The sequence below is a fragment of the Micromonospora sp. NPDC051227 genome, assembly GCF_044455385.1.
Taxonomy (GTDB): domain Bacteria; phylum Actinomycetota; class Actinomycetes; order Mycobacteriales; family Micromonosporaceae; genus Micromonospora.
Genome location: NZ_JBITET010000017.1, coordinates 109,068 through 130,026 on the forward strand (window position 1 = coordinate 109,068; position 20,959 = coordinate 130,026).

A 20,959-nucleotide genomic window follows, 5' to 3' on the forward strand; every position below is an offset into this window, starting at 1 on the left:
CTGACACGGTGTCAGGGACGAGTGTGAGGGGACCATGTTCACCATCGGAGACTTCGCCAGACTCGGCCGGGTTTCGGTGCGGATGCTGCGCCACTACGACAGCATCGGCCTGCTGCCCCCCGCCAGCGTCGACCCGCACACCGGCTACCGCTTCTACCGCGCCGACCAGCTGCGCCGGCTCAACCGGGTGATCGCCCTCAAGGAATTGGGCCTCACCCTCGAACAGGTGCGCGCGATCGTCGACGACGCCGTCGACGTGGCCGAGCTGCGCGGCATGCTCCGGCTGCGCCGGAGCCAGCTGGCGGAACAGTTGGCCGCCGACACGGCCCGGCTCACGGCCGTCGAGGCGAGGCTCCGAATGATCGAGTCGGAGGGTCGGATGACCACCCAGGACGTCGTCCTCAAGGAGATCGCGCCGGTCCGCGTCGCGGAGCTGACCGCCGTCGCGCCCAGCTATCAGGGCGAGGACATCGGCCCGGTGATCCAGCCGCTCTACCCGGAGTTGTTCCGCCGGCTGGCCGCCGCCGGGATCACGCCGACGGGGCCGGGCATCGCCTGGTACGAGCCCGCGGACCCGGGCGGCGACGCTGTCGTCGTACACGCCGGTGTGCTCGTCGACGCCGAGCCGTCCGCGGCGCCCGACGTCACGGTGCGCGACCTGCCGGAGCTGCGCAACGCCGCGACGATCATCCATCACGGTGCGATGGACGACGTCGAGCCGAGCATGCAGGCGCTCGCTCGGTGGATCGAGGAGAACGGCTACCGCACCGACGGCTTCGCCCGGGAGGTCTACCTCGACTACTGCCCGGACACCCCGGAGAAGGGCGTCACCGAACTTCAGGTCGCCGTGTACCGCGACTGAGCGCTCAGCTCACCAGGAGCAGCGCGCCGACCGCGGCGAACGTCGCGGCGACCGCGAGCAGGGTGCTGGTCAGCACGAACCGGGTCACCGGCACCGCCACCCCGGTGGCCCGGCAGCGCTCGAACCACAGCAGGGTGGCCAGTGACGCCCAGGGGGCGGCCAGCGGGCCGACGTTGGTGCCGATCAGCAGGGCCAGCAGGCGGGTGTGGTCACCGGTCGGCAGTACCGACTCGCCGGCCAGGTAGGCGGGCAGGTTGTTCACCGCGTTGGCGAGCAGCGCTCCGGTGCCACCGGCGCGCAGGGCACCCAGCGCACCACCGTCGGCGCCGACCAGGGTGCCGACCAGGTCGTCCAACCCGTGCCGGCCGAGGGTCTGCACCACCAGGAACAGGCCGGTGACGAAGAACAGCAGGCGCACCGGGACCAGACCCGGGCGCAGCGTGGCGGGGGAGCGGACCAGGAATCCGACCAGCACCAGGGCGAGCCCGACGGTGGAGGCGATCTCGATCTCCACGCCGGCGAGGATGCCGGCGACGAAGATCAGGCAACCGGCGAGCGCCGTACGGTGCAGCACCGGGTCGGCCGGCACGTGCCGGGTCGGCGGGATGAAGCGCCCAGCGGCGGGTCGATCCCGCCGCCACCACCCGAACCAGAGCAGGGCCATGGTGACCGCCACGGCGGCGAGCTGCGGCAACGCCATCCGAGCCGCGTACGCCAGAGGTGCCAGCCGGACCCGGTCGGCGGCGAGCAGATTGGTCAGGTTGGACACCGGCAGCAGCAGGCTCGCGGTGTTCGCCAGCCAGACCGTGGTGACGGCGAGCGGGGCGGCGGGGATCCGCAGGTTCCGGGCCAGCGCGAGCAGCACCGGGGTGAGCAGCACGGCGGTGGTGTCGAGGTTGAGCACGAGGGTGGTCAGCGTGGCGAGACCACCGCAGAGCAGGAAGAGTACGGCCCACCGGCCCCGGGAGGCGATGGCCAGTCGGCTGGCCAGCACGTCGAAGACACCGGCCACGGCGGTCAGCTCGGCGAGCACGATCACGGTGCCGAGGAACAGCAGCAGCGGCAGGATCCGGTGCAGGGTGGCGGTGGTCTCCGCGCGGGGGAGCAGCCCGCTCAGCGCGCAGGCCGACCCGATCACGACGAGGACGGCCGCCACCAGGTCCAGGGGGTGGGGCCGCCGACGCGTGGTCGGTTCGGGCGGGGCGGCAACTGTCACGTCTGTTCACGTTGGCACAGCGTCTGGCCAGCCGGTTCGCAGCCCCCGCCCTGGTGACGGGCCCCACCGTGCCCGCCGCCGACGAGCCTGGCGTCGCACCGCGCCGGGCCCGGCCCCCGAAGATCGGAGACCGGGCCCGGTGTGGTGCGTGGTGCCTACCAGCCCAGGTAGCTGGGCTGGGTCTGCACGTTGAGCTCCTGGTAGCGGGTCAGCTTGGCCGACCAGGTACGCCAGTCGTTCAGCTCCAGAACGTCCAGGCCCTTCACCATGTCATTCGAGTAGATGTGGCCGTTGTAGTAGTACGCGGACCAGGTGCCGCCGCCGACGAACGTGTCGGCCGAGAGCGGGCCGCGCTCCCAGAAGGCGATCTCCTTCGGGTTGGCCGAGTCGGTGAAGTCGAACACCGAGATGCCACCCTGGTACCACGCCTGGACCATGATGTCCTTGCCGAGCACCGGGATCAGCGAGCCGTTGTGCGCCACGCAGTTCTCGGTGTCGGCGTTCGCCCGGGGGATCTTGTAGTAGCTGCGGAAGGTCATCGTCCGGGCGTTGCCGCGGCCGGCGATGTCGTAGATGGCGTCCGCGCCGCGGTTCGGGCCGACGGTCTCGTTGCAGGTCGCCGCCCCGCCACCACCCAGCTCGTCGGTGAAGATCACCTTGGTGCCGGCGTTGTTGAAGGTGGCCGAGTGCCAGAACGCGAAGTTGACCTCGTCCCGGACCCGGTTGATGACCCGGGGGGCCTCCCGGTTCTTGATGTCGAGCAGGATGCCGTCACCCATGCAGGCACCGGCGGCCAGGTCCTTCGACGGGTAGGCGGTGATGTCGTGGCAACCGGTGGTCGCCGAGCCGGTCTGGCTGCCGGGGAAACCGCCGTCCGGGAAGAGGTTCGGCGTCGCGACCACTGCCGCGTCGGTCGGCTTCTTCACCGGCACCTTGATGATGGAGATGGAGTCGTGCGGCGGCTGGCAGTCCGGGAATTCGGCCCGCGGGCTGTACGACGAGACGTACAGGTAGATGGCCTTGCGGTCCTTGCCCGGCACCAGGGTGTGGGTGTGGGAGCCGCAGGCCGTCTCGACGGACTTGATGTATCGCGGGTTGGCCTTGTCCTTGATGTCGAAGACCTTGATGCCCTCCCACGAGCCCTTCACGTTCGCTCCCTGCGTGGTGCTGTTGCAGGAGTCGTCGCTGCGCGACGAGTCGGTGGAGAGGAAGAGCAGGTCACCGTGGACGGAGATGTCGTTCTGCGACCCCGGGCAGAGCACCCGGGCCTTGACCGTCGGCGCACTGGGCCGCGAGATGTCGTAGATGACGAAGCCGTTGTAGTTGCCGGCGAACGCGTACTTGCCCTGGAAGGCGATGTCGCTGTTCGTCGCGTCCAGTGGGGCGACCTTGGGGACGTTCGCGATCTGGCGCAGGTTGGGGCTGCTCACGATCTCGTCGACGCCCGGGATCGTGTTGGTGAGCGCGGGGGCCGGGGCCGCCTGCGGCACCGTCTGGGCGCTGCTCGCCGGGGCGACGAGGGCGCTGGCGACGAGGAGGCCGGTCGTGGCGAGTGCCACGACACGCAGTTGTCGTAACCGTGGCTTGTGGAATCTGATCATCGGCGGGGCCCTTCGCAAGGGGGAGACGATGGTTGACACGTTACCGCCCGACGAAGAACGTCGATGTGAGCTGGATCACATGAAAGTGGGTTCTTCAATGGATAGCATCGCGGTGACCTCGACTGCAGGGAGTGGCCCATGACCAACCGGCGCGCACGCACCCTGGCGGTCGTCACACTGGCTCTCGTGTTGCCGCTGGTGGTGTTCATGGTGATCCGCCTCGACGGCGACACCGGTACGAGCGCACCGAAGCCGGTCTCCGCGCCCGCCACCTCCGCCGCGTCGCCGACGGCCAGCCCCGTCCCCACCGACCTGACCGTCATCGCGCCCGGCCGTCCGGGCGAGACGGCGGCCACCCGCCCGGCGCACGAGGTCCGTGACGCCGGTCCCGCCCCGCACAACTCGCTGGACGTCTGGTTCGTCCGGATGATGATCCCGCACCACGCGCAGGCCCTGGCGATGGCGGAGCTCGCCCCCGACCGGGCCGCCGACCCCGACGTCCGGGCCATCGCCGAGCGCATCCGAGCCAGCCAGGGGCCGGAGATGGGCATGATGCGCGGCTGGCTGCAAACCCGTGGCCTCCCGGCGGAGGTGCAGGGGCACGACCACGGCACCATGCGCGGCATGCAGTCGCCCGAGGCGATGCGACAGCTCGCCGCGGCCCGTGGCGCGGACTTCGACCGGCTCTTCGTCCGGATGATGACCGAGCACCACCAGGGCGCCATAGAGATGGCCACCAACCTGCTCACGGTCGGCTCCGACCTGACGCTCAACGAGTTCGCCAACTCCGTCGCCACCGAGCAGACCGTCGAGATCGACCGCATGCGCGAGGTCCTCGGCGGCTGAGCCGGGGCGCGGGGCGCGAGCGTCCCGGACACGTACGCTGGGTGACCGTGAGACGCACCCTGTTCGGTCGCCCGCTGCGCGGCGTCGCCTTCGACGTGGCCGTCGCCGCGCTGGTGGTCCTCGTCTCCCTGGCCGCGGCGGTGAACCAGCCGGGGGGTTGGGCGGCCACGGCGGTCGGCCTGGGAATGGCGGTGGCGCTGCTGTTCCGCCGCACCCACCCGAGCGCGGTGACCGTGGCGGTCGCGGCGCTCGCCCTGATCCAGGTGATCGCCCGCTGGGGTCCGCTCATCTACGACGTGGCCGTCCTGATCGCGCTCTACAGCGTGGTGAAGTACGGCCGGCGGCTGCGCGATGGCGTAGTGGCCGGTGCGGTCGCGGCCGTCGGCGTGCTGCTGGCCGCCGCACAGACCCCCAACGTCATCCAGTGGTGGGCGACCGCGCTGTGGTACGCGCTGGTCACCGGGGCGGTGTGGCTGGTCGCGCTGAATGTGCGGACCCGCCGGCTCTACGTGCTCAGCCTGGAGGAGCGGGCCACCACCCTGGAACGCGAGCGGGAGGCCGAGTCCCGGGCGGCGGTCGCCGAGGAGCGCACCCGGATCGCCCGTGAGCTGCACGACGTGGTCGCCCACAGCATGGCCGTGATGATCGTCCAGGCGGACGGGGCCCGGTTCATGCTCGACCGTGACCCCGCCCAGGCGCGTACCGCCGTGAAGGTGGTCGCGGACACCGGCCGGCAGGCACTGGAGGAGATGCGCCGCCTGGTCGGCGTACTGCGCGACGCCGGCCCGGCCGGCGCGGTGGGGGCCGACGGTCTGGCGGTGGCGGCCGACCCCGAGCACCGACGCCTCGCGCTGGCCGAGCTGCCCGACCTGCTGGCCCGGTTCGACGACGCCGGTCTGCACGTTCGCAGCACCGTCACCGGTGCGCCGCCGGCCCTGCCGCCGGGCCTGGAGCTGACTGTCTACCGGGTGGTGCAGGAGGCGTTGACCAACGCGCTCAAGCACGCCGGCGTCGGCGCCGGCGTCGAGGTCGTCCTGTCGTACACCGCCGAGGCCGTCATGGTCCGGGTGGTCGACGACGGTCGCGGCCGCCCGCTGGTCAGCCCGGCCCCGTCCGGCGGTCACGGCCTGCTCGGCATGCGGGAGCGGGTGACGGTGTACGACGGTAGCCTCACCGCCGGTCCCCGGCTGACCGGGGGCTGGCAGGTCGAGGTTCGGCTGCCGCTACCGTCAGAGCCGGCAACGGAGGTGATCGCGGCATGACGGTCCGGGTAGTGATCGTGGACGACCAGGCGCTGGTCCGCGCCGGTTTCCGGATGGTGCTGGAGTCCCAGCCCGACCTGGAGGTCGTCGGGGAGGCGATCGACGGTGCGGACGCCCTGCGGGTGCTCGCCCGCACCGAGGCCGACGTGGTCGTGATGGACATCCGGATGCCCACCATGGACGGGGTGGAGGCGACCCGTCGACTCTGCGCCGAGCGGCCCGAGGGTGGCCCTCGGGTGCTGGTGCTGACCACCTTCGACACCGAGGCGGACGCGTTCGCGGCGCTGCAGGCCGGGGCGAGCGGCTTCCTGCTCAAGAACGTCCCGCCGGAGGAACTGCTGGCCGCGATCCGGGTGGTGGCCCAGGGCGACTCGGTGGTGGCTCCGTCGATCACCCGACGCCTGCTGGACCGGTTCGCCGGGCAGCTCGGCGCCGCCCCGAGCGCCGACCCTCGACTCGCGCAGCTCACCGAACGGGAACGGGAGGTGCTGCTGCTGGTCGCCCAGGGGCTGTCCAACGCGGAGATCGCCGCCCGGGTGCACGTGGCCGAGGCGACGGTGAAGACCCACGTCGGGCGGATCCTGGCGAAACTCCAGCTGCGCGACCGGGTCCAGGCGGTGGTCCTGGCGTACGAGAGCGGGCTGGTCACGCCCGGCGGATGACACCGCGTACGACCTGGGTCGTAGCGGCCGGTGGCCGCACCGCGACCCGGGGCGCACGCAGGTCGAGCGCGCAGGTGGAGATCGACAGACCGGTGCCGGCCATAGCGTCGGAGGGGTCCGATCCGCCACCTGCACCGGGAGCCCCGCATGATCCGCCTGACCCTGCGTTCGCTGCGCGCCGAGGCGCTGCGCATGCTGCTCTCGGCGCTCGCCGTCGTGCTCGGCGTCGCGTTCGTCGCCGGCACGATGATCTTCGTGGACGGGATGCGGGCCGGCGCGTACGAGCGGGCCGGCACCTTCGACCGCCACACCGACCTGGGGGTCTACTCGGCCGGCCAAGAGGTGTTGCCCCCGGCACTGGTCGACCAGGTGCGGGCGGTCGACGGGGTGGCCGCCGCCGCCGGTGAGCTGACCAACACCGCCGGGATCGTCGGTGCCGACGGTCGGCCGGTGCTCGGCTTCACCATGCTCGTCGCCATCCCCACCGAGGACGCGCTGCGCTCGTACGACGTGGTGGCCGGCCGGTTGCCGGACCGGGCCGGGGAGGTGGTGCTCGACGCGCCGACAGCGGCCGAGCAGGGCTTCGGGCTCGGCGCGGCGGTCCGGATCGGCGCCACCGGCGGGGCGGCCCGCCCGTACACCCTGGTGGGCACCGTCGACGTGGCCGGCACCGCCCGCGACGTCGGCGGTCCGTTCGTCGGTTTGGTCGGGCCGGACGCCTTGGCCCTCACCGGCGAGCGCGGCTACGGCCGGATCATGGTGGCGGCCCGACCGGGCGCCGACGTCGCGGCGCTGACCGAGAAGGTACGCGCGGTGTCCGGCGCCGAAGCCACAGTGAAGAGTCGCCAGCAGATCCTCGACGAGGCCGTGGAGGACGCGGTCCGCAACGTGGAGCAGTTCCGCATGCTGCTGTTGATCTTCGTGGGGGTCGCGATCGTGGTGGCTGGCTTCGTGATCGCCAACACCTTCGCGATCGTGCTGGCCCAGCGCACCCGACGGACCGCGCTGCTGCGCCTGATCGGCGCCACCCGGGGACAGGTCTTCCGGTCCACACTGCTGGAGTCGGCGGTGCTGGGGCTGGTCGCCTCCGCGCTCGGGGTGCTGCTCGGGGTGGCCCTCGCCGCCGGATTGCGGCTGCTGCTGTCCCGACTGGACGTGCCGGTCACCGGTGGGCTGACCGTGACCGGTTCGACAGTGCTCACCGGCCTGCTGCTGGGCACCGGGCTCACCGTGTGCGCCGCCCTGCTGCCGGCCTGGCGGGGGACGCGGATCGCCCCGGTGGCCGCGCTCACCGACGCCGCGGTGCAGCCCAGCCAGGGTGCCGGTCGGGTTCGGCTGAGCATCGGCGCGGTGGTCCTCGCCGTCGGTGTGGCCGCGCTGGCCGGCGCCGCCAGCGCCGGTCAGTTGCTACTGGTGGCGGTCGGTGGGGTGCTCACCTTCTTCGGGATCGTGCTGTTCGGGCCGGTGCTCGTCCCCGCGTTGGCCCGGGTGTTCGGTTGGCCGGTCCGACGAGTGCTCGGCACCATCGGTGAGCTGGCGGTCAGCAACACGGTGCGCAATCCACGGCGGGTCGCCGCGACGGCCACCGCGCTGGTGATCGGTATCGGACTGGTGTCGGCGTTCATGGTCGGCGCGCGCAGCACCAAGGACGGCATCGAACGCAGCGTGGACGCCCAGATCGGGACGGACTTCGTGGTCAGCGGAATCGGTCAGGACCTGCCGGCCGCGCTCGTCGGTGAGCTCGCCTCCCGTCCTGAATTGGGTGTGGTGCACGAGCAGCGCAGCACTGTCGTCGACGACGTCGAGATCCGCGCGGCCCACCCGGCGCTGGTCGGCCGGACGCTGAGCGGGGTGCTGGCCGGCGACGCCGAGCGGGTCGCGCCGGGGCAGGTGCTGGTGCACCGCGAGTTGGCGCGGGCCCGCGGTTGGCAGGTCGGCTCCCCGGTGACCGTCCGGGGGAAGTCGTTCCGGGTGGCCGCCGTGGTCACCGACGACACCCCCGGCGGTCAGGTGCCAGCGGGTCACGTCATCGACCTGTCCGACCAGGACTTCGCCGCGCTCTTCCCCGCCCAGCGCGGCTACCTGGCCGAGATCGATCCCACCGCCGGGGTGAGCCCCGAGCGCGCCCGCGACGCGATCACCGCGGTGCTGGGCCGCTACCCGACGGTGAACCTGATGGACCAGGGCGCCTACAAGAAAATGCTCACCGGCACTGTGGACATGCTGCTCGCCTTCGTCACCGCGCTGCTCGGTCTGGCCGTGGTCATCGCCCTGGTCGGCGTGGCGAACACCCTGAGCCTGTCGGTGGTCGAACGGACCAGGGAGAACGCCGTGCTGCGGGCGGTCGGGCTCACCCGAGGGCGGATGCGCGCGGTGCTGGCCGTCGAGGCGGTGCTGATGGCGCTGGTCGGCGCGGTGCTCGGGGTCGGGCTCGGCACCGGAGTCAGCGCATCCACGATGGCCCTGCTGGACCGCCTCGGCGGCGACTTCCACGTGGTGCTGCCGCTCGGCCAGCTCGGGCTGATCCTCGGTGTCGCGGTGCTCGCCGCCCTGCTCGCCTCGGTGCTGCCGGCCCGCCGAGCGCTGTCCCGCCCAGTCGTCGAGGCGCTCGCCGACCAGTGACCCGGACGCGGTCCGGTCCGGCCGAATCTGACCCCGGTGACCGGACGGACATCCGCCGGCCGGTCCCGCCATCTTCCCCGGCGGCGGGACCGGCCAGCGGTGCCGGGTCTACAGGCGCTCGACCATCGGGCCGACGCACCGGTTACGGGTGTCGAAGATGTAGCGGGCGTGTCTGACCACGAGGTCGTAGTCGAAGGTGTCATGGTCGGTGACCACCACCACCGCGTCGGCCGCACGCACCTCACGCTCGCTGAGCCCGACCACGGTGACCCCGGCGGGGATCTGGTGCGCCTCGGCGTACGGCTCGACGGCGTGCACCTCGGCGCCGAGGGCCTGCAACCGACGGGCCACGTCCACGGCGGGGGAGTCGCGCATGTCGCCGGTGTTCTTCTTGTACGCCAGACCGAGCAGCAGTAGTCGGGCACCGCTGACGGCCCGGCCGTCCCGGTTGAGCCCTCCCATGATCCGCTGCGCGACGTGTTCGGGCATCTCGTGGTTGACGTCGTTGGCCAGCTCGATGAACCGGAACTGCCGACCGAGGCGGCGCTTGACCTGCCAGGACAGGTAGCACGGGTCGATCGGCAGGCAGTGCCCGCCGACGCCGGGGCCGGGCCGGAACGGCATGAAGCCGAACGGTTTGGTCGAGGCGGCGTCGATCGCCTGCCAGACGTCGATGTCGAGGTGGTGCGAGAGCATGGTCAGCTCGTTGATCAGCGCGATGTTGACCTGGCGGAAAGTGTTCTCGATCAGCTTGGTCAGCTCGGCGACACGGGTGGAGTCCACCGGTACGGTGCGTTCCACGAGGCGCTGGTAGAACTCGTCCACCCGGGCCAACGCCGCCGGGTCCACACCGGAGACCACCTTCGGGGTGTTCTCCAGTCGCCAGGTCGGATTGCCGGGGTCGATCCGCTCGGGGCTGTAGCCGAGGTGGAAGTCACCGGGGCTGGTCAGGCCGCTGGCCGACTCCAACAGCGGGCGCAGCAGCTCCTCGGTGGTGCCCGGGTAGGTGGTCGATTCCAGGATCACCGTGCAGGCCGGGCGTACGTATGGGCCGATACCGATGCCGGCCTGCTCGACGAAGCTCAGGTCCGGGGTCCCGTCACGCAGCGGGGTCGGCACCGTGATGACGCAGATGTCGAACCCGTCAGCGTCGGTGTACTCCGTGCTGGGGTGGTAGCGGCCGCTGCCCAACGCGCGGCCCAGCCGGTCGGCCGGAATGTCATCGATGAACGACTCGCCGGAGGCGAGACGCTTCACCCGGTCGGCGTCGACGTCGAGACCGACCACGTCGAGCCCCGCCTCGACGGCCCGCATGGCCAGCGGTAGTCCGACGTACCCCTGACCGATCACGACCAGCTTTTCAGCGCTCACCCAGGCTCCCGCAGCAGATGGTGTAAATAGCCTGCTGAGAGCCTAGAGGCGTCTTCGGCGTCGTAAGTCCGTTTTGGGGATATCGGTGCTGGTGGGACCGACGGGGGTCGGCGACAGCCGTCGGCTCAACCGCCCGCCGGCACCTCGGGATCGACAGGCGGGCTGGAGGTGGCGGGTGGATCAGGAGGCGCGCTGGTCGTCGGCGGCGCGGCCGTCGTGGGCGCCGCGCTGGTGGGCGGCGCCGTGCTGACGCCTGCCGTCGGCGTCGGCGAGTTGGCGGTCTGGCTCGGCTGCGGGCTCGGCGTGGCGGAGACCGACGCCGACGGGGAGTTGCCGGGCCCGTGTGGCCGGTCCGACCGGCCCGGCCCGACGCTGGTGATCTGCTCGTTCGCCGCGGGCAGATCGACGGGGCCGCTCGGCGCCACCGTCGGCGAGGTGGCCGGCAGATTGACCGCCGGGTCCTCGCCGACGTTACGCGTCGCGGCCAGCGCCGCGCCGAGCCCGACCAGCGCGACCAGCATGGCCGCCGCCGCGCCGACAAGCGGACCCCGCCGTCGCTGGCGCCCATCCGCCACCGCCGCGCCGGCCGGCACGTCCGTGCGGGTGCCCGGCCCAGCGTCGCGCAGCGCGACCGGCCCGGCCATCGCCGTCGGCGGCTCGCCGCCGGTGACCGCCGTCCGAGCGGCCTCGGCCATCGCCGCTCCGCTGGTGAACCGCTCCAGCGGATCCTTGGCCAGGGCCCGCGACACCAGAGCGCGGACCGCCTCCGGAATGTCGTGCGGCAGCTCCGGCGGCTCGTCGTCCAGGTGCCGCACGGCCACCTGGAGCGGATTGTCACCGGTGAACGGCGGACTGCCGGTCAGGCAGCAGTAGGTGACCGCGCCCAGGGCGTAGATGTCGGTGGCGCCGCTGACCGGCCGACCGGCGGCCTGCTCGGGAGCCATGTAGAGGGCGGTGCCCGGCACCGCGTTGGTGCTGGTGATGCTGGTGATGTCGGTGGAGCGGGCCACGCCGAAGTCCACCAGGACGACGGTGCCGTCCTCCTGCACCAGCAGGTTGCTGGGCTTGACGTCGCGGTGCACGATGCCGCCGCGATGCGCCGCGTTGAGCGCTGCGGCCGCCTGGGCCACGATCGACATCGTCTCGGCCACGTCGAGCCGCCCGGCCGCCTCGATGCGCTTGGACAACGGCTCGCCGGCGACGAACTCCATGACGAGGTAGTCCGCCCGCCCGCCGTCGGGGAGGTCGTCCGCACCGCAGTCGAAGACCTGCACGATGCCGGGGTGCCGCAGCGCCGCCATGATCCGGGCCTCGGCGCGGAACCGAGCGATGAAATCGGGATCGGAGACCAGCGCCGGCAGGAGAACCTTGACCGCGACCTGCCGGCCGAGGATCAGGTCGGAGGCACGCCAAACGTCGCCCATGCCGCCCGTAGCGACACGTTCGTCCAAGCGGTAGCGACCGCTGAGCACGACCTCCGATGACAACACCGCATTACCGTACCTAGAGTGGCGCGGGGCGGCGCGCCGCGGCAGGGCCGCCGGGCGGCTGGTTCGGACTGGCTGATCCGGCCTGACCTGTGTGGACGCTCACCCTTCGTGACGCTGCGGATGTGTGGTGTCACAAAAAGCGACTATTTCCGTCGCTCGGGTCGTCGACGGCGGCAAGAAACGGCCTACAGGGGTGGTCGGCGTCTGCTGCGTACTGGCCGTTACGACGACGCGCCGTCGGGCCGGGTTGATAATTGTCACTCTTCCGTGACACGACGCCGACTTGTCGGGTCGTGAGCCCCCTCTTAGCGTTAGCCCGGCTCGGGCCCTCCCGGCTACCTCGGCGGGCAGCGCGCCGATCGACCACCCTGACGTTGGCCCCGGAGGCGCCGCCCCGACAATCGTGGACGCGGGCACAATCAGAGCGGTGGAGGGCGGTGCGGTGCTGGTGCTGATCAGGCGGACGACTCGTGCCGCGTGGCGTGCGCCAGCCCGGTTGGTCGGGCCGACACACCCCGAACGATGCGTGGGTCGCGCATGACCGCCGACCTGTCGGAGGTGGCGAGCGCCGCGCAGGCCGGGGACGAGGAGGCGTTCCGCTTTCTCTACCGCAGCCTCCAGCCCGGGCTGCTGCGGTACCTGACCGCGCTCGTCGGGGCCGACGCAGAAGACGTCGCTTCCGAGACCTGGCTCCAGATCTCCCGTGATCTGCCCGGCTTCACCGGGGGTGAGTTTCGGGCCTGGGCGGTCACCATCGCCCGTAACCGCGCGATGGACCACCTGCGCCGGATGCGCCGCCGCCCATCGCTCCCGGTCCCGGTGCAGGCGCTCGTCGAGCTCGCCAGCGACGCGGACACCGCCGAGCGAGCCAGCGAGACGATCGGTACCGAGACCGCCCTCGCGCTGATCGCCACCCTCCCGCCCCGGGAGGCCGAAGCAGTTCTGCTGCGGGCCGTGATCGGGCTGGACGCGGGGTCCGCCGGCCGGGTGCTGGGCCGCCGTGCCGGTGCCGTGCGGACCGCCGCTCACCGTGGCCTACGCCGGCTCGCGGTCCTGCTGGAGCGGCAGAGCCCGGCCGAGTCGTCGGTCGGGGTCGAGGGGGTGCCACCGCCGCGTGCGGGGAGCGGCCCCGCCCTGCGGGCATCGCACGTCGAACCGGCGGACGGCTGACGTGAGGGGACTCCCGATGAACCCGTTCCGGCGGGCCGACCGCGCCGACACCGAGCGGCTGCTCGACTCGGTCTCTGCCCGGGTGGACGCCGCGGTGGATCACCCGAGCGCCCTGAGCGTGCCCCCGGCCGAGCCGGTGGCCGCGTTGCTCGCCGCAGCGGCCGGCCCCGTTCGCCCGGGCGAGTTGGCCGGGGAGGACGCCGCGGTGGCCGCGTTCCGGGCCGCCCGGGCCGACCCGGCGCCGGCCGTGCCGCTGGGGCCAGGCCGTCGCCGGATGACCACCGGCGCGGTGGCCTGGATCGGTGCGGTGGCAGCTACCGCCACCGCGGGGGCCGCCTTCGCCGCGGTCACCCGGGACCGAGGGCCAGACCCGGTCGCACCGGCACCGTCGCGCCCGTCACCCTCGCCGCACCAGGGCGTGTCCCGGTCGGCCGAGCCCGGTCGGTCGGTGGGCCCCGGCGCCCCGTCGCCGGGCGCGCCGCCGCCCGTCACCGCCACGCCGCCGGCCAGTCCCACTACCGCCGGTGAGATGTACGGACTGTGCCGCGCGTGGCGGGCGAAGGCGCCCGAGCAGCGGGAGAAGGCGCTACGCACGCCGGCCTTCCAGAAGCTGGTGACCGCCGCCGGCGGCCCCGCCGAGGTAGACGCGTACTGCGAACGGCTGGTACCCGAGACGAAGCCGTCCGAGTCGGCGAAGGTCACGCCGTCCGAGCCGGCGAAGGGCAAGCCGTCCCGGTCGGGGAAAGCCCCGCCGTCACCGCCGCGACCGGGCCACCCCGCCGGCGGCTGACCGGTCGGCGGTTGGAGCGGTTTGTTCCGCCCTGCTTCGAAAATTCGTCTGTTAGACAGAGGTTGGTGGTGCCGTGCACGCCCCGACGGTGTCGGTGGGTGGGTTTACGGTGGCACGGTGTGCCGGACCCGGCGCACGGAGAGGGGGCCTGACCCTTGGTGACGTCATCCGACCTGGACCGCAGCGCCATCCTGCGCGAGTCCGCAGCCGCAGTCCGACACCTCGCTCGAATCTGCTTCAAGACCGGCCCACCCACCCACACCGGCGTCGAACTGGAATGGACCGTGCACGACGCCGCCGATCCCGCCCGCCCCGTCGACGCGACCCGGCTGCGGGCGGCGCTGGGGCGGCACAGCCCCGCCACGCTGGATGTCACCAGCCCAGCCGAGCCGCTGCGACACGGCGGCATGGTCACCCTGGAGCCGGGTGGCCAGTTGGAGATCTCCACCCCGCCCCGCCCCTCGGTCGCCGCGTTGATCCGCGCCACCGAGGCCGACATCGCCCAGGTCACCGACCTGCTGGCCGCCGCCGGGCTGATCCTCGGCAGCAGCGGCATCGACCCCCACCGACGGCCGCGCCCGGTGGTGGAAACCCCCCGTTACCGCGCGATGCGCGGAGCCTTCGACCGCCACGGCCCGGCCGGCCGCACGATGATGTACAGCACCGCCGGCCTGCAGATCTGCCTCGACGCCGGTGAGCCGGACCAGGTCGCGGACCGGTGGGCCGCGGCCCACGCGGTCGGGCCCCCACTGCTCGCGGCGTTCGCGTCCGCCGCCCGACACGCCGGGCGCCGCACCGGTTGGGCCTCCGCCCGGATGGCCGCCTGGCTGGCCATCGACCCGGCCCGGACCCGCCCGGTCTGGTCGCCCTCTCGGGCCGGGGACGATCCAACCGACGCCTGGGTCAGCTACGTGCTCGCCGCGCCGCTGCTCTGTCTGCGCCGGAACAGCGCTGACTGGGCCGCGCCGCCCGGGGTGACCTTCGCCGACTGGCTCGACGGCGCGCTGCCACAACCGCCCACCACCGATGACCTCGACTACCACGTCAGCACCCTCTTTCCGCCCGTGCGCCCGCGCGGCTATCTGGAGCTGCGCTACCTGGACGCCCAACCCGATCGCGGCTGGCGGCTGCCGCTGGCGGTGCTGACCGCCCTGTTCGGTGACCAGGGCACCGTGCGCGAGGCGTACACGATCGCCACGCCGGTGGCGCACCGCTGGTCGGCCGCCGCCCGGCACGGCCTGGCCGACCCGGCGCTGGCCGCCGCCGCGGCGGCTCTGCTCGACCTGGCCCTGACCACCCTGCCCCGACTGGAGCTGCCGGCCAGCACCCATGACGAGATCCGGCGAGGGGTCCGCCAGCGGCTGGCCGCCGCAGAGAGGAGAGACCAGTGAGCGCGAGGAGTGAGCCGGTTTTGCGAGCCTCGCAGTCGCGAACGGAAGGCGGCGTCCACGGGGAGCAGTTGCGCGACCACATCGCGGTGGAGTTGGCGCGGGCCCGGGCTCGCACCGCATTGCTGACCGAGGTGGTCGACGACGCCGACCTGACGCGCCAGCACTCACCGCTGATGTCGCCGTTGGTCTGGGACCTTGCCCATGTCGGTAACCAGGAGGAGCTCTGGTTGGTCCGGGACGTCGGTGGCCGGGAGCCGGTCCGGTGTGACATCGACGAGTTGTACGACGCGTTCAAGCAGCCGCGCCGGGACCGCCCCGCGCTGCCCCTGTTGCCACCCGCGGAGGCGCGCGCCTACCTGGCCACCGTTCGGGACAAGGTGCACGACCTGCTCGACGCGGTGACCTTCACCGCGCGGCCGCTGGTCGCCGACGGGTTCGCCTTCGGCATGATCGTGCAGCACGAGCAGCAGCACGACGAGACCATGCTCGCCACCCACCAGCTGCGCTCGGGGCCGGCGGTGCTGCACGCTCCGGCGCCACCCGAGCCGTCGGTCCAGGTCGGCGCGGAGGTGCTGGTGCCGGCCGGCGAGTTCACCATGGGCACCGACACCGATGCGTGGGCGTTGGACAACGAACGTCCGGCGCACCGGGTCGACCTCCCGGCGTACGTCATCGACGCCGCCCCGGTGACCAACGGCCAGTACATGGCCTTCATCGCCGACGGCGGCTACACCGAGCAGCGCTGGTGGAGCGCGGCCGGTTGGGAGCATCGGGTTCGGGAGCAGCTGAGCGCCCCGATGCACTGGCGTTGCGACGGCGACGACTGGTCGTATCGGCGCTTCGGTCAGTGGGCGCGGGTCCGCGCCGACGAGCCGGTGGTGCACGTGTGCTGGTACGAGGCGCAGGCGTACGCGGCGTGGGCCGGCAAGCGGCTGCCGACCGAGGCGGAGTGGGAGAAGGCGGCCCGGTGGGATCCGACGACTGGGCGGTCGCGTCGTTACCCCTGGGGGGACGACGACCCGACCGAGACGCACGCCAACCTCGACCAGCGCCATCTGCGGCCGGCGCCGGTGGGCGCATATCCGGCCGGCGCCTCGCCGTTGGGTGTGCACCAGCTCATCGGCGATGTCTGGGAGTGGACCTCGACCGCGTTCGACGGGCATCCAAGGTTCACCGCGTTTCCTTACCGCGAATACTCGGAGGTCTTCTTCGGCGGCGACTACCGGGTGTTGCGCGGTGGCTCGTTCGGCACCGACCGCTCCGCCTGCCGCGGCACCTTCCGTAACTGGGACTATCCGATCCGCCGGCAGATCTTCAGCGGTTTCCGCTGCGCCCGGGACGCGCGACCGGACGAGTCGTACCGGTGAGTCGCCGCACGACCGGCGGCCCGGCGGCGGGCCGGAGGCGCTGATGTGTCGCCACCTGGCCTACCTGGGGCCGCCGGTCACCCTGGCCGAGCTGTTGTTCGACCCTCCGCACTCGCTGGTGCGGCAGTCCTGGGCGCCCCGTGACATGCGCGGTGGCGGCACGATCAACGCCGACGGGTTCGGGGTCGGCTGGTATCCGGGTGGGGGTGAGCCGGTGCGGTACCGGCGGGCGCAGCCGATCTGGAGCGACCCGACCATCGCCCAACTGGCGGCGGTGACCCGCAGTCCGGCGGTGGTGGCGGCGGTGCGTTCGGCCACGGTCGGGATGGCGGTGCTCGACGGCGCGGCGGCGCCCTTCGCCGAGGGGCGGTGGCTGTTCAGCCACAACGGTGTGGTCCGCGGCTGGCCGGACGCCGTGGTGCCGCTCGCCGCCGGTCTGCCGGTGCGTGACCTGCTCACTCTGGACGCCACCACCGACTCGGCGCTGCTCTGGGCGCTGGTGCGGCATCGGTTGCGCGCTGGCGCCGACCCGGTCGAGGCGGTCGGGCGGACGGTGACCGACGTCGCCGCCGCTGCCCCCGGGTCGCGGCTCAACCTGCTGCTCACCGACGGGCACCGGGTGGTGGCCAGCGTCGCGGGGCACGCGTTGTCGGTCCGCGAGACGTCGGGTTCGGTGCTGCTCGCCTCCGAGCCGCACGACGACGATCCCGGGTGGCGGTCGGTGCCGGAGGGGCATCTCGTCGTCGCCACCGCGGGTGAGGTGCGGGTACATCCACTGCCGGCCCCGGTGAGCAGCGCCGGGCAGGCACGCAACGGTTGATCGAACAGAGGAGCGAACGGATGACCGCGGAACCCCTGGAGATCTACCTCGAAGAGGGTGACCTGGAGCGTGGCCTGCGCGACGACGTCCGGGCCGGGCTGAGCGCCGAGCGTAAGTGGCTGCCGCCGAAGTGGTTCTACGACGCCCGGGGCAGCGAACTCTTCGAGGAGATCACCCGACTGCCCGAGTACTACCCGACCCGGGCCGAGCGGGCCGTGCTGGCCGCGCACGCTCCCGACATCGCGGCTCTGACCGGGGCCAAGACGCTCATCGAGTTGGGCTCCGGCTCGTCGGAGAAGACCCGGCTGTTGCTGGACGCCTTCACCCGCCGGGGTGGGCTGGGCACGTTCGTCCCCCTCGACGTGTCGGTCAGTGCGCTGCGTGGGTCCACCGCCCAGATCGCGGCCGACTATCCCCGCCTGCGGGTGCGGGGCATCGTGGGGGACTTCACCCGGCAACTGGACCGGCTGCCCGCCGGCGGTCGGCGGTTGGTGGTGTTCCTCGGCGGCACCATCGGCAACCTGTTGCCCGCCGAGCGGGCCGAGTTCCTGACGGCGATGCGCGCCGCGTTGGAAGTCGGCGACTGGTTGTTGCTCGGCACGGACCTGGTGAAGGACCCGTCGGTGATCGTGCCGGCGTACGACGACGCCGCCGGGGTCACCGCCGAGTTCAACCGCAACGTGCTGCGCGTGATCAATCGGGAGTTGGGCGCCGACTTCGACCCGGCCGCCTTCGAGCACGTCGCCGTCTGGGATCCGGACCACGAGTGGATCGAGATGCGGTTGCGGGCGACCCGGCCGATGAGCGTGCGGGTGTTGGGGCTGACAGTCGATTTCGCGGCGGGGGAGGAGCTGCGTACCGAGGTTTCGGCGAAGTTCCACCGGGAGGGGGTCGCCGCCGAGCTGGCCTCGGCCGGCTTCGCCACGGCGGAGTTCTGGACCGACCCGGACGGGCTCTTCGGCGTGACGCTGGCGCGGGCGCGGTGAGCCTGTTCACCCGGCGCGGCCGGGCCGGACGGTGATCCGATAGGCTGATCACGCGAAGGGGAGTAGCCCCCAATGTCGTGGTCGACATACTGGTGCGTTCCGCATCCGGCCACGCGGCCCCGGTTCCCTCGGGGCGGGCGAGACCTTCGACTCAGGCTGTTGCAGCCGGGTCGAGGGCGCCCCTGTACCTCCTCCCGGCGTGAACGGGAAGGACGTCATGGAGGGATTTTTCGCCGCGCTGGTCATCAGCTTCGGCGTCATCTTCGTCGCCGAGCTGGGGGACAAGTCCCAGCTGATGGCGCTGACCTTCGCCACGCGGTTCAAACCGATCCCGGTGCTGATCGGCATCACGGTCGCCACCGCGGTGGTGCACCTGGCGTCGGTCGCCATCGGCGTGGGTCTCGGGGCGGTGCTGCCGACCGAGTGGATCTCCCTGGTGGCCGGTGTGGCGTTCCTCGGGTTCGGCGCGTGGACGCTCCGCGGGGACAAGCTCACCGAGGAGGAGAAGCGCAAGGCGGAGAAGACCAGCAAGACCGCGATCGTGGCGGTGTCGGTGGCGTTCTTCCTCGCCGAGCTGGGCGACAAGACGATGCTCGCCACGATCACGCTCGCCACCCAGTACGGCTGGTTCGGCACCTGGCTCGGCTCCACCATCGGCATGGTGGCCGCGGACGCGCTGGCCATCCTGGTTGGCCGGATGCTCGGTCGGCGGCTGCCGGAGAAGACCATCAAGTACGGTGCCGCGATCCTCTTCGCCATCTCCGGTCTCTGGCTGATCCTGGAGGCGGTGAACGAGCTGACCTGAGCATCGACTAGCCGCCCCGTGGGCGGGTAACGGCCCGGGGTGGAGCCGGCCGAGTTGTTGCGCCAGGGCGACCAGGTGCTGGTTGCCGTGGTGGAGGTGGCCGGCGCGCTGGTGATCTTCGTTGGCGCGGTGTGGGCGGCGGTGCGGTTCGTGGTCGAGGGGCTGCGACACCGCAGCGCCGCCCGCTTCACGCCGATCCGGCTCTCGCTGGGCCGCTTTCTGACCCTCGGCCTGGAATTCCAGCTGGCGGCCGACGTGCTGCGTACGGCGGTGTCCCCGTCGTTCACGCAGATCGGCCAACTGGCCGCCATCGCGACGATCCGAACGGCGTTGAACTACTTTCTGGGCCGCGAGATCCGTCAGGAGCAGCGTCAGGTGGCCGAGGGGGAGCGTCGGCCGTGACGGGCGCCCTGGTCACGGCGGTCACCGCCCTGGCGCTGGTCGCCGGGGTGCTCACCACGCTCAGCAGCGGGGCGCTGCGCAGCGGCGTCCGGGTACTGCTGGACCTGCTCACCGCGGCCGGTCTGCTCCGGCTCGCCGGCGAGCCGGATTGGAACGGCCTGGCCGGCGCGGTATCGATCATCGCCCTGCGTCAGCTGCTCGGGGCGGCGCTCAGCCGCCCACCACCATGGTCCGGCCGACAATCCCCGGCGCGCTGCGCCGAGGACGATCACCACCTACCGTTGGCCTCGACAGGTGAAACGGGAAAAGCGGGAGGATGACCACATGAGCCGGCACGACGAACCGAACGAGTACGGCTACGCCGGCGGTGCCACCGCCCCGCAGCCGCCGCCCGGCGGGAAGCCCGATGAGCAGGATCGCGTCGAGGCGGTGGCGGTGCCGGGCGACGACCTCACCGGGCCGACGGCCGAGGCACTGGTCGAGGAGACCGAGGACCTGCCGCCCGCCGATCGTCGCCACTGAGCGCAAGCCCGCGCGGTTGGTGCGGCGGCGCGGCACGACGGCGAACCCGCGCTCGCCGCGCCGCCCCTCGGCGCTTCGCGTTCGCCGGGCCGCACCGGCGGGTTCAGCGGGCGTCGGGGTGCTGGTAGACGTCGGGTACGCCGTCCCCGTCGGCGTCCAGCCGCTCCCGCTCCGCCACCCTCCGGTACGTCGTGTTGCGGCGGCTCAGCACCGTGGCGGCCAACCCGGCGGAGATCACCGAGCCGAGCAGCACGGCCGCCTTGACCCGGTCGTCGGCCGTGCTGCCCGCCCCGAACGCCAGCGCCCAGGTCGGTGCCGCGCACTGTGACCCCGGCGGCGAAGAGGGCGAAGATCGGCACCGCGATGCCGGCCGCCACCGGCCGCCAGCGATGCTCCAGGCGCGCGGCGAGCCCACCTTCGCCGGCGATGTCCGCCGCCCAGGTGGTCAGATTCAGGTCGAGGCGCCAGGGCGCGCCGGGCCAGGGCACCACGTCGCCGAGCCGCGTGTACGAGTCGGACCACGGGGAGTTGGCCCAGATCAGCGCGATCACGGCGCCGGACAGCAGCAGCGCGCCGCCGACGGTTTCGGTACGCAGCACGTCGGCCAGGTGCCGGGGCCTGCGGCCAGGACGATCGGGAGAACAGCCGGATCTTCGGCGGACGCGGGCCGGATGGCGGGGTGGGGGAGGTCAACTTCGGGCTCACCTGCAGGAGTCGGGACGGCAGGAATCCACTCGCCGACCAGACTCTCCGGCACACCGCTGTGGACCCTAT

Annotated in this window: 19 protein-coding genes and 1 pseudogene; 15 read left to right on the forward strand and 5 right to left on the reverse strand. The window is 72.4% G+C overall.

The features are described from left to right. Positions 1-34 precede the first annotated feature (34 nt). Positions 35-862 carry a MerR family transcriptional regulator gene (locus ACIA47_RS29435; protein ID WP_112638618.1) on the forward strand — a complete coding sequence of 276 codons (828 nt, stop codon included), beginning with the start codon at positions 35-37 and terminating at the stop codon, positions 860-862. Between the two features lie 4 nt (positions 863-866). Here the strand turns inward: ACIA47_RS29435 and ACIA47_RS29440 are convergent, their stop codons facing one another. Further along, positions 867-2,078, reverse strand: a complete 1,212-nt coding sequence (locus ACIA47_RS29440; RefSeq protein ID WP_396711565.1) for an SLC13 family permease — start codon at positions 2,076-2,078, stop codon at positions 867-869. A 155-nt stretch (positions 2,079-2,233) separates the two neighbouring features. Then, positions 2,234-3,679, reverse strand: a complete 1,446-nt coding sequence (locus ACIA47_RS29445; protein ID WP_396711566.1) for an LVIVD repeat-containing protein — start codon at positions 3,677-3,679, stop codon at positions 2,234-2,236. Positions 3,680-3,817: 138 nt separating this feature from the next. Between ACIA47_RS29445 and ACIA47_RS29450 the strand changes: the two genes are divergently transcribed. From ACIA47_RS29450 to ACIA47_RS29465, 4 genes are all read left to right on the forward strand, one after another. Then, entirely contained in the window at positions 3,818-4,525 is a 708-nt protein-coding gene (locus tag ACIA47_RS29450; RefSeq protein WP_203120246.1) for a DUF305 domain-containing protein, read from the forward strand. Positions 4,526-4,566: 41 nt separating this feature from the next. Continuing rightward, a complete protein-coding gene (locus ACIA47_RS29455) occupies positions 4,567-5,787 on the forward strand; it encodes a sensor histidine kinase (RefSeq protein WP_396711567.1) in 1,221 nt (406 codons plus the stop codon). Beyond that, positions 5,784-6,449, forward strand: coding sequence for a response regulator transcription factor (locus ACIA47_RS29460; protein WP_112587120.1), 666 nt, complete (start codon positions 5,784-5,786; stop codon positions 6,447-6,449). The genes ACIA47_RS29455 and ACIA47_RS29460 overlap by 4 nt, the downstream gene beginning before the upstream one ends. Positions 6,450-6,596: 147 nt before the next feature. Further along, the gene (locus tag ACIA47_RS29465) at positions 6,597-9,071 is read left to right on the forward strand and encodes an ABC transporter permease (protein ID WP_396711568.1); all 2,475 of its coding nucleotides are present in this window, start codon (positions 6,597-6,599) and stop codon (positions 9,069-9,071) included. 108 nt (positions 9,072-9,179) lie between these two features. Here ACIA47_RS29465 and ACIA47_RS29470 read toward each other — a convergent pair whose 3' ends face one another. Together ACIA47_RS29470 and ACIA47_RS29475 are read right to left on the reverse strand one after the other, a co-directional pair. After that, positions 9,180-10,442 (reverse strand): nucleotide sugar dehydrogenase, encoded by a 1,263-nt coding sequence (locus ACIA47_RS29470; RefSeq protein ID WP_396711569.1) that lies wholly within the window; start codon positions 10,440-10,442, stop codon positions 9,180-9,182. A 125-nt stretch (positions 10,443-10,567) separates the two neighbouring features. Further along, on the reverse strand, positions 10,568-11,932 hold the full coding sequence (locus tag ACIA47_RS29475; RefSeq protein WP_396711571.1) for a protein kinase: 1,365 nt from the start codon (positions 11,930-11,932) through the stop codon (positions 10,568-10,570). Between the two features lie 537 nt (positions 11,933-12,469). Between ACIA47_RS29475 and ACIA47_RS29480 the strand changes: the two genes are divergently transcribed. The 10 genes from ACIA47_RS29480 to ACIA47_RS29525 all read left to right on the forward strand — a co-directional run bounded on the left by ACIA47_RS29480 (position 12,470) and on the right by ACIA47_RS29525 (position 20,185). After that, positions 12,470-13,102, forward strand: a complete 633-nt coding sequence (locus ACIA47_RS29480; RefSeq protein WP_396711572.1) for an RNA polymerase sigma factor — start codon at positions 12,470-12,472, stop codon at positions 13,100-13,102. 16 nt (positions 13,103-13,118) lie between these two features. Beyond that, positions 13,119-13,892: a hypothetical protein gene (locus ACIA47_RS29485; protein ID WP_396711573.1), complete on the forward strand. Its 774-nt coding sequence runs from the start codon at positions 13,119-13,121 to the stop codon at positions 13,890-13,892. Between the two features lie 155 nt (positions 13,893-14,047). Continuing rightward, complete coding sequence (gene egtA / locus ACIA47_RS29490; RefSeq protein ID WP_396711574.1) at positions 14,048-15,283, forward strand: ergothioneine biosynthesis glutamate--cysteine ligase EgtA; 1,236 nt, start codon at positions 14,048-14,050, stop codon at positions 15,281-15,283. 20 nt (positions 15,284-15,303) lie between these two features. Beyond that, on the forward strand, positions 15,304-16,650 hold the full coding sequence (gene egtB, locus ACIA47_RS29495) for an ergothioneine biosynthesis protein EgtB (protein WP_203123812.1): 1,347 nt from the start codon (positions 15,304-15,306) through the stop codon (positions 16,648-16,650). Positions 16,651-16,693: 43 nt separating this feature from the next. Then, complete coding sequence (egtC, locus tag ACIA47_RS29500; protein ID WP_396711575.1) at positions 16,694-17,470, forward strand: ergothioneine biosynthesis protein EgtC; 777 nt, start codon at positions 16,694-16,696, stop codon at positions 17,468-17,470. A gap of 20 nt (positions 17,471-17,490) precedes the next feature. Beyond that, complete coding sequence (gene egtD / locus ACIA47_RS29505) at positions 17,491-18,456, forward strand: L-histidine N(alpha)-methyltransferase (RefSeq protein WP_396711576.1); 966 nt, start codon at positions 17,491-17,493, stop codon at positions 18,454-18,456. Between the two features lie 217 nt (positions 18,457-18,673). Further along, the gene (locus tag ACIA47_RS29510; protein ID WP_203123810.1) at positions 18,674-19,261 is read left to right on the forward strand and encodes a TMEM165/GDT1 family protein; all 588 of its coding nucleotides are present in this window, start codon (positions 18,674-18,676) and stop codon (positions 19,259-19,261) included. 39 nt (positions 19,262-19,300) lie between these two features. Continuing rightward, positions 19,301-19,663 (forward strand): DUF1622 domain-containing protein, encoded by a 363-nt coding sequence (locus ACIA47_RS29515; RefSeq protein WP_112587098.1) that lies wholly within the window; start codon positions 19,301-19,303, stop codon positions 19,661-19,663. Continuing rightward, the gene (locus ACIA47_RS29520) at positions 19,660-19,983 is read left to right on the forward strand and encodes a hypothetical protein (RefSeq protein WP_203123771.1); all 324 of its coding nucleotides are present in this window, start codon (positions 19,660-19,662) and stop codon (positions 19,981-19,983) included. Before ACIA47_RS29515 ends, ACIA47_RS29520 begins: the two co-directional genes overlap by 4 nt. A gap of 4 nt (positions 19,984-19,987) precedes the next feature. Next, positions 19,988-20,185: a hypothetical protein gene (locus ACIA47_RS29525; RefSeq protein ID WP_203123768.1), complete on the forward strand. Its 198-nt coding sequence runs from the start codon at positions 19,988-19,990 to the stop codon at positions 20,183-20,185. A 103-nt stretch (positions 20,186-20,288) separates the two neighbouring features. Here ACIA47_RS29525 and ACIA47_RS29530 read toward each other — a convergent pair. Beyond that, a pseudogene (locus ACIA47_RS29530) lies at positions 20,289-20,878 on the reverse strand (Na+/H+ antiporter NhaA). Positions 20,879-20,959 lie beyond the last annotated feature (81 nt).

What these genes read in the sequence shown, in the direction of transcription:
- ACIA47_RS29460 (WP_112587120.1), top strand. Translation starts at nt 5,784, where the DNA reads ATGACGGTCCGGGTAGTGATCGTGGACGACCAGGCGCTGGTCCGCGCC.
- ACIA47_RS29510 (WP_203123810.1), top strand. Translation starts at nt 18,674, where the DNA reads ATGGAGGGATTTTTCGCCGCGCTGGTCATCAGCTTCGGCGTCATCTTC.
- ACIA47_RS29445 (WP_396711566.1), bottom strand. Translation starts at nt 3,679, where the DNA reads ATGATCAGATTCCACAAGCCACGGTTACGACAACTGCGTGTCGTGGCA.
- ACIA47_RS29435 (WP_112638618.1), top strand. Translation starts at nt 35, where the DNA reads ATGTTCACCATCGGAGACTTCGCCAGACTCGGCCGGGTTTCGGTGCGG.
- ACIA47_RS29465 (WP_396711568.1), top strand. Translation starts at nt 6,597, where the DNA reads ATGATCCGCCTGACCCTGCGTTCGCTGCGCGCCGAGGCGCTGCGCATG.
- egtD (WP_396711576.1), top strand. Translation starts at nt 17,491, where the DNA reads ATGACCGCGGAACCCCTGGAGATCTACCTCGAAGAGGGTGACCTGGAG.
- egtC (WP_396711575.1), top strand. Translation starts at nt 16,694, where the DNA reads ATGTGTCGCCACCTGGCCTACCTGGGGCCGCCGGTCACCCTGGCCGAG.
- ACIA47_RS29450 (WP_203120246.1), top strand. Translation starts at nt 3,818, where the DNA reads ATGACCAACCGGCGCGCACGCACCCTGGCGGTCGTCACACTGGCTCTC.
- ACIA47_RS29525 (WP_203123768.1), top strand. Translation starts at nt 19,988, where the DNA reads ATGAGCCGGCACGACGAACCGAACGAGTACGGCTACGCCGGCGGTGCC.
- ACIA47_RS29485 (WP_396711573.1), top strand. Translation starts at nt 13,119, where the DNA reads ATGAACCCGTTCCGGCGGGCCGACCGCGCCGACACCGAGCGGCTGCTC.
- ACIA47_RS29480 (WP_396711572.1), top strand. Translation starts at nt 12,470, where the DNA reads ATGACCGCCGACCTGTCGGAGGTGGCGAGCGCCGCGCAGGCCGGGGAC.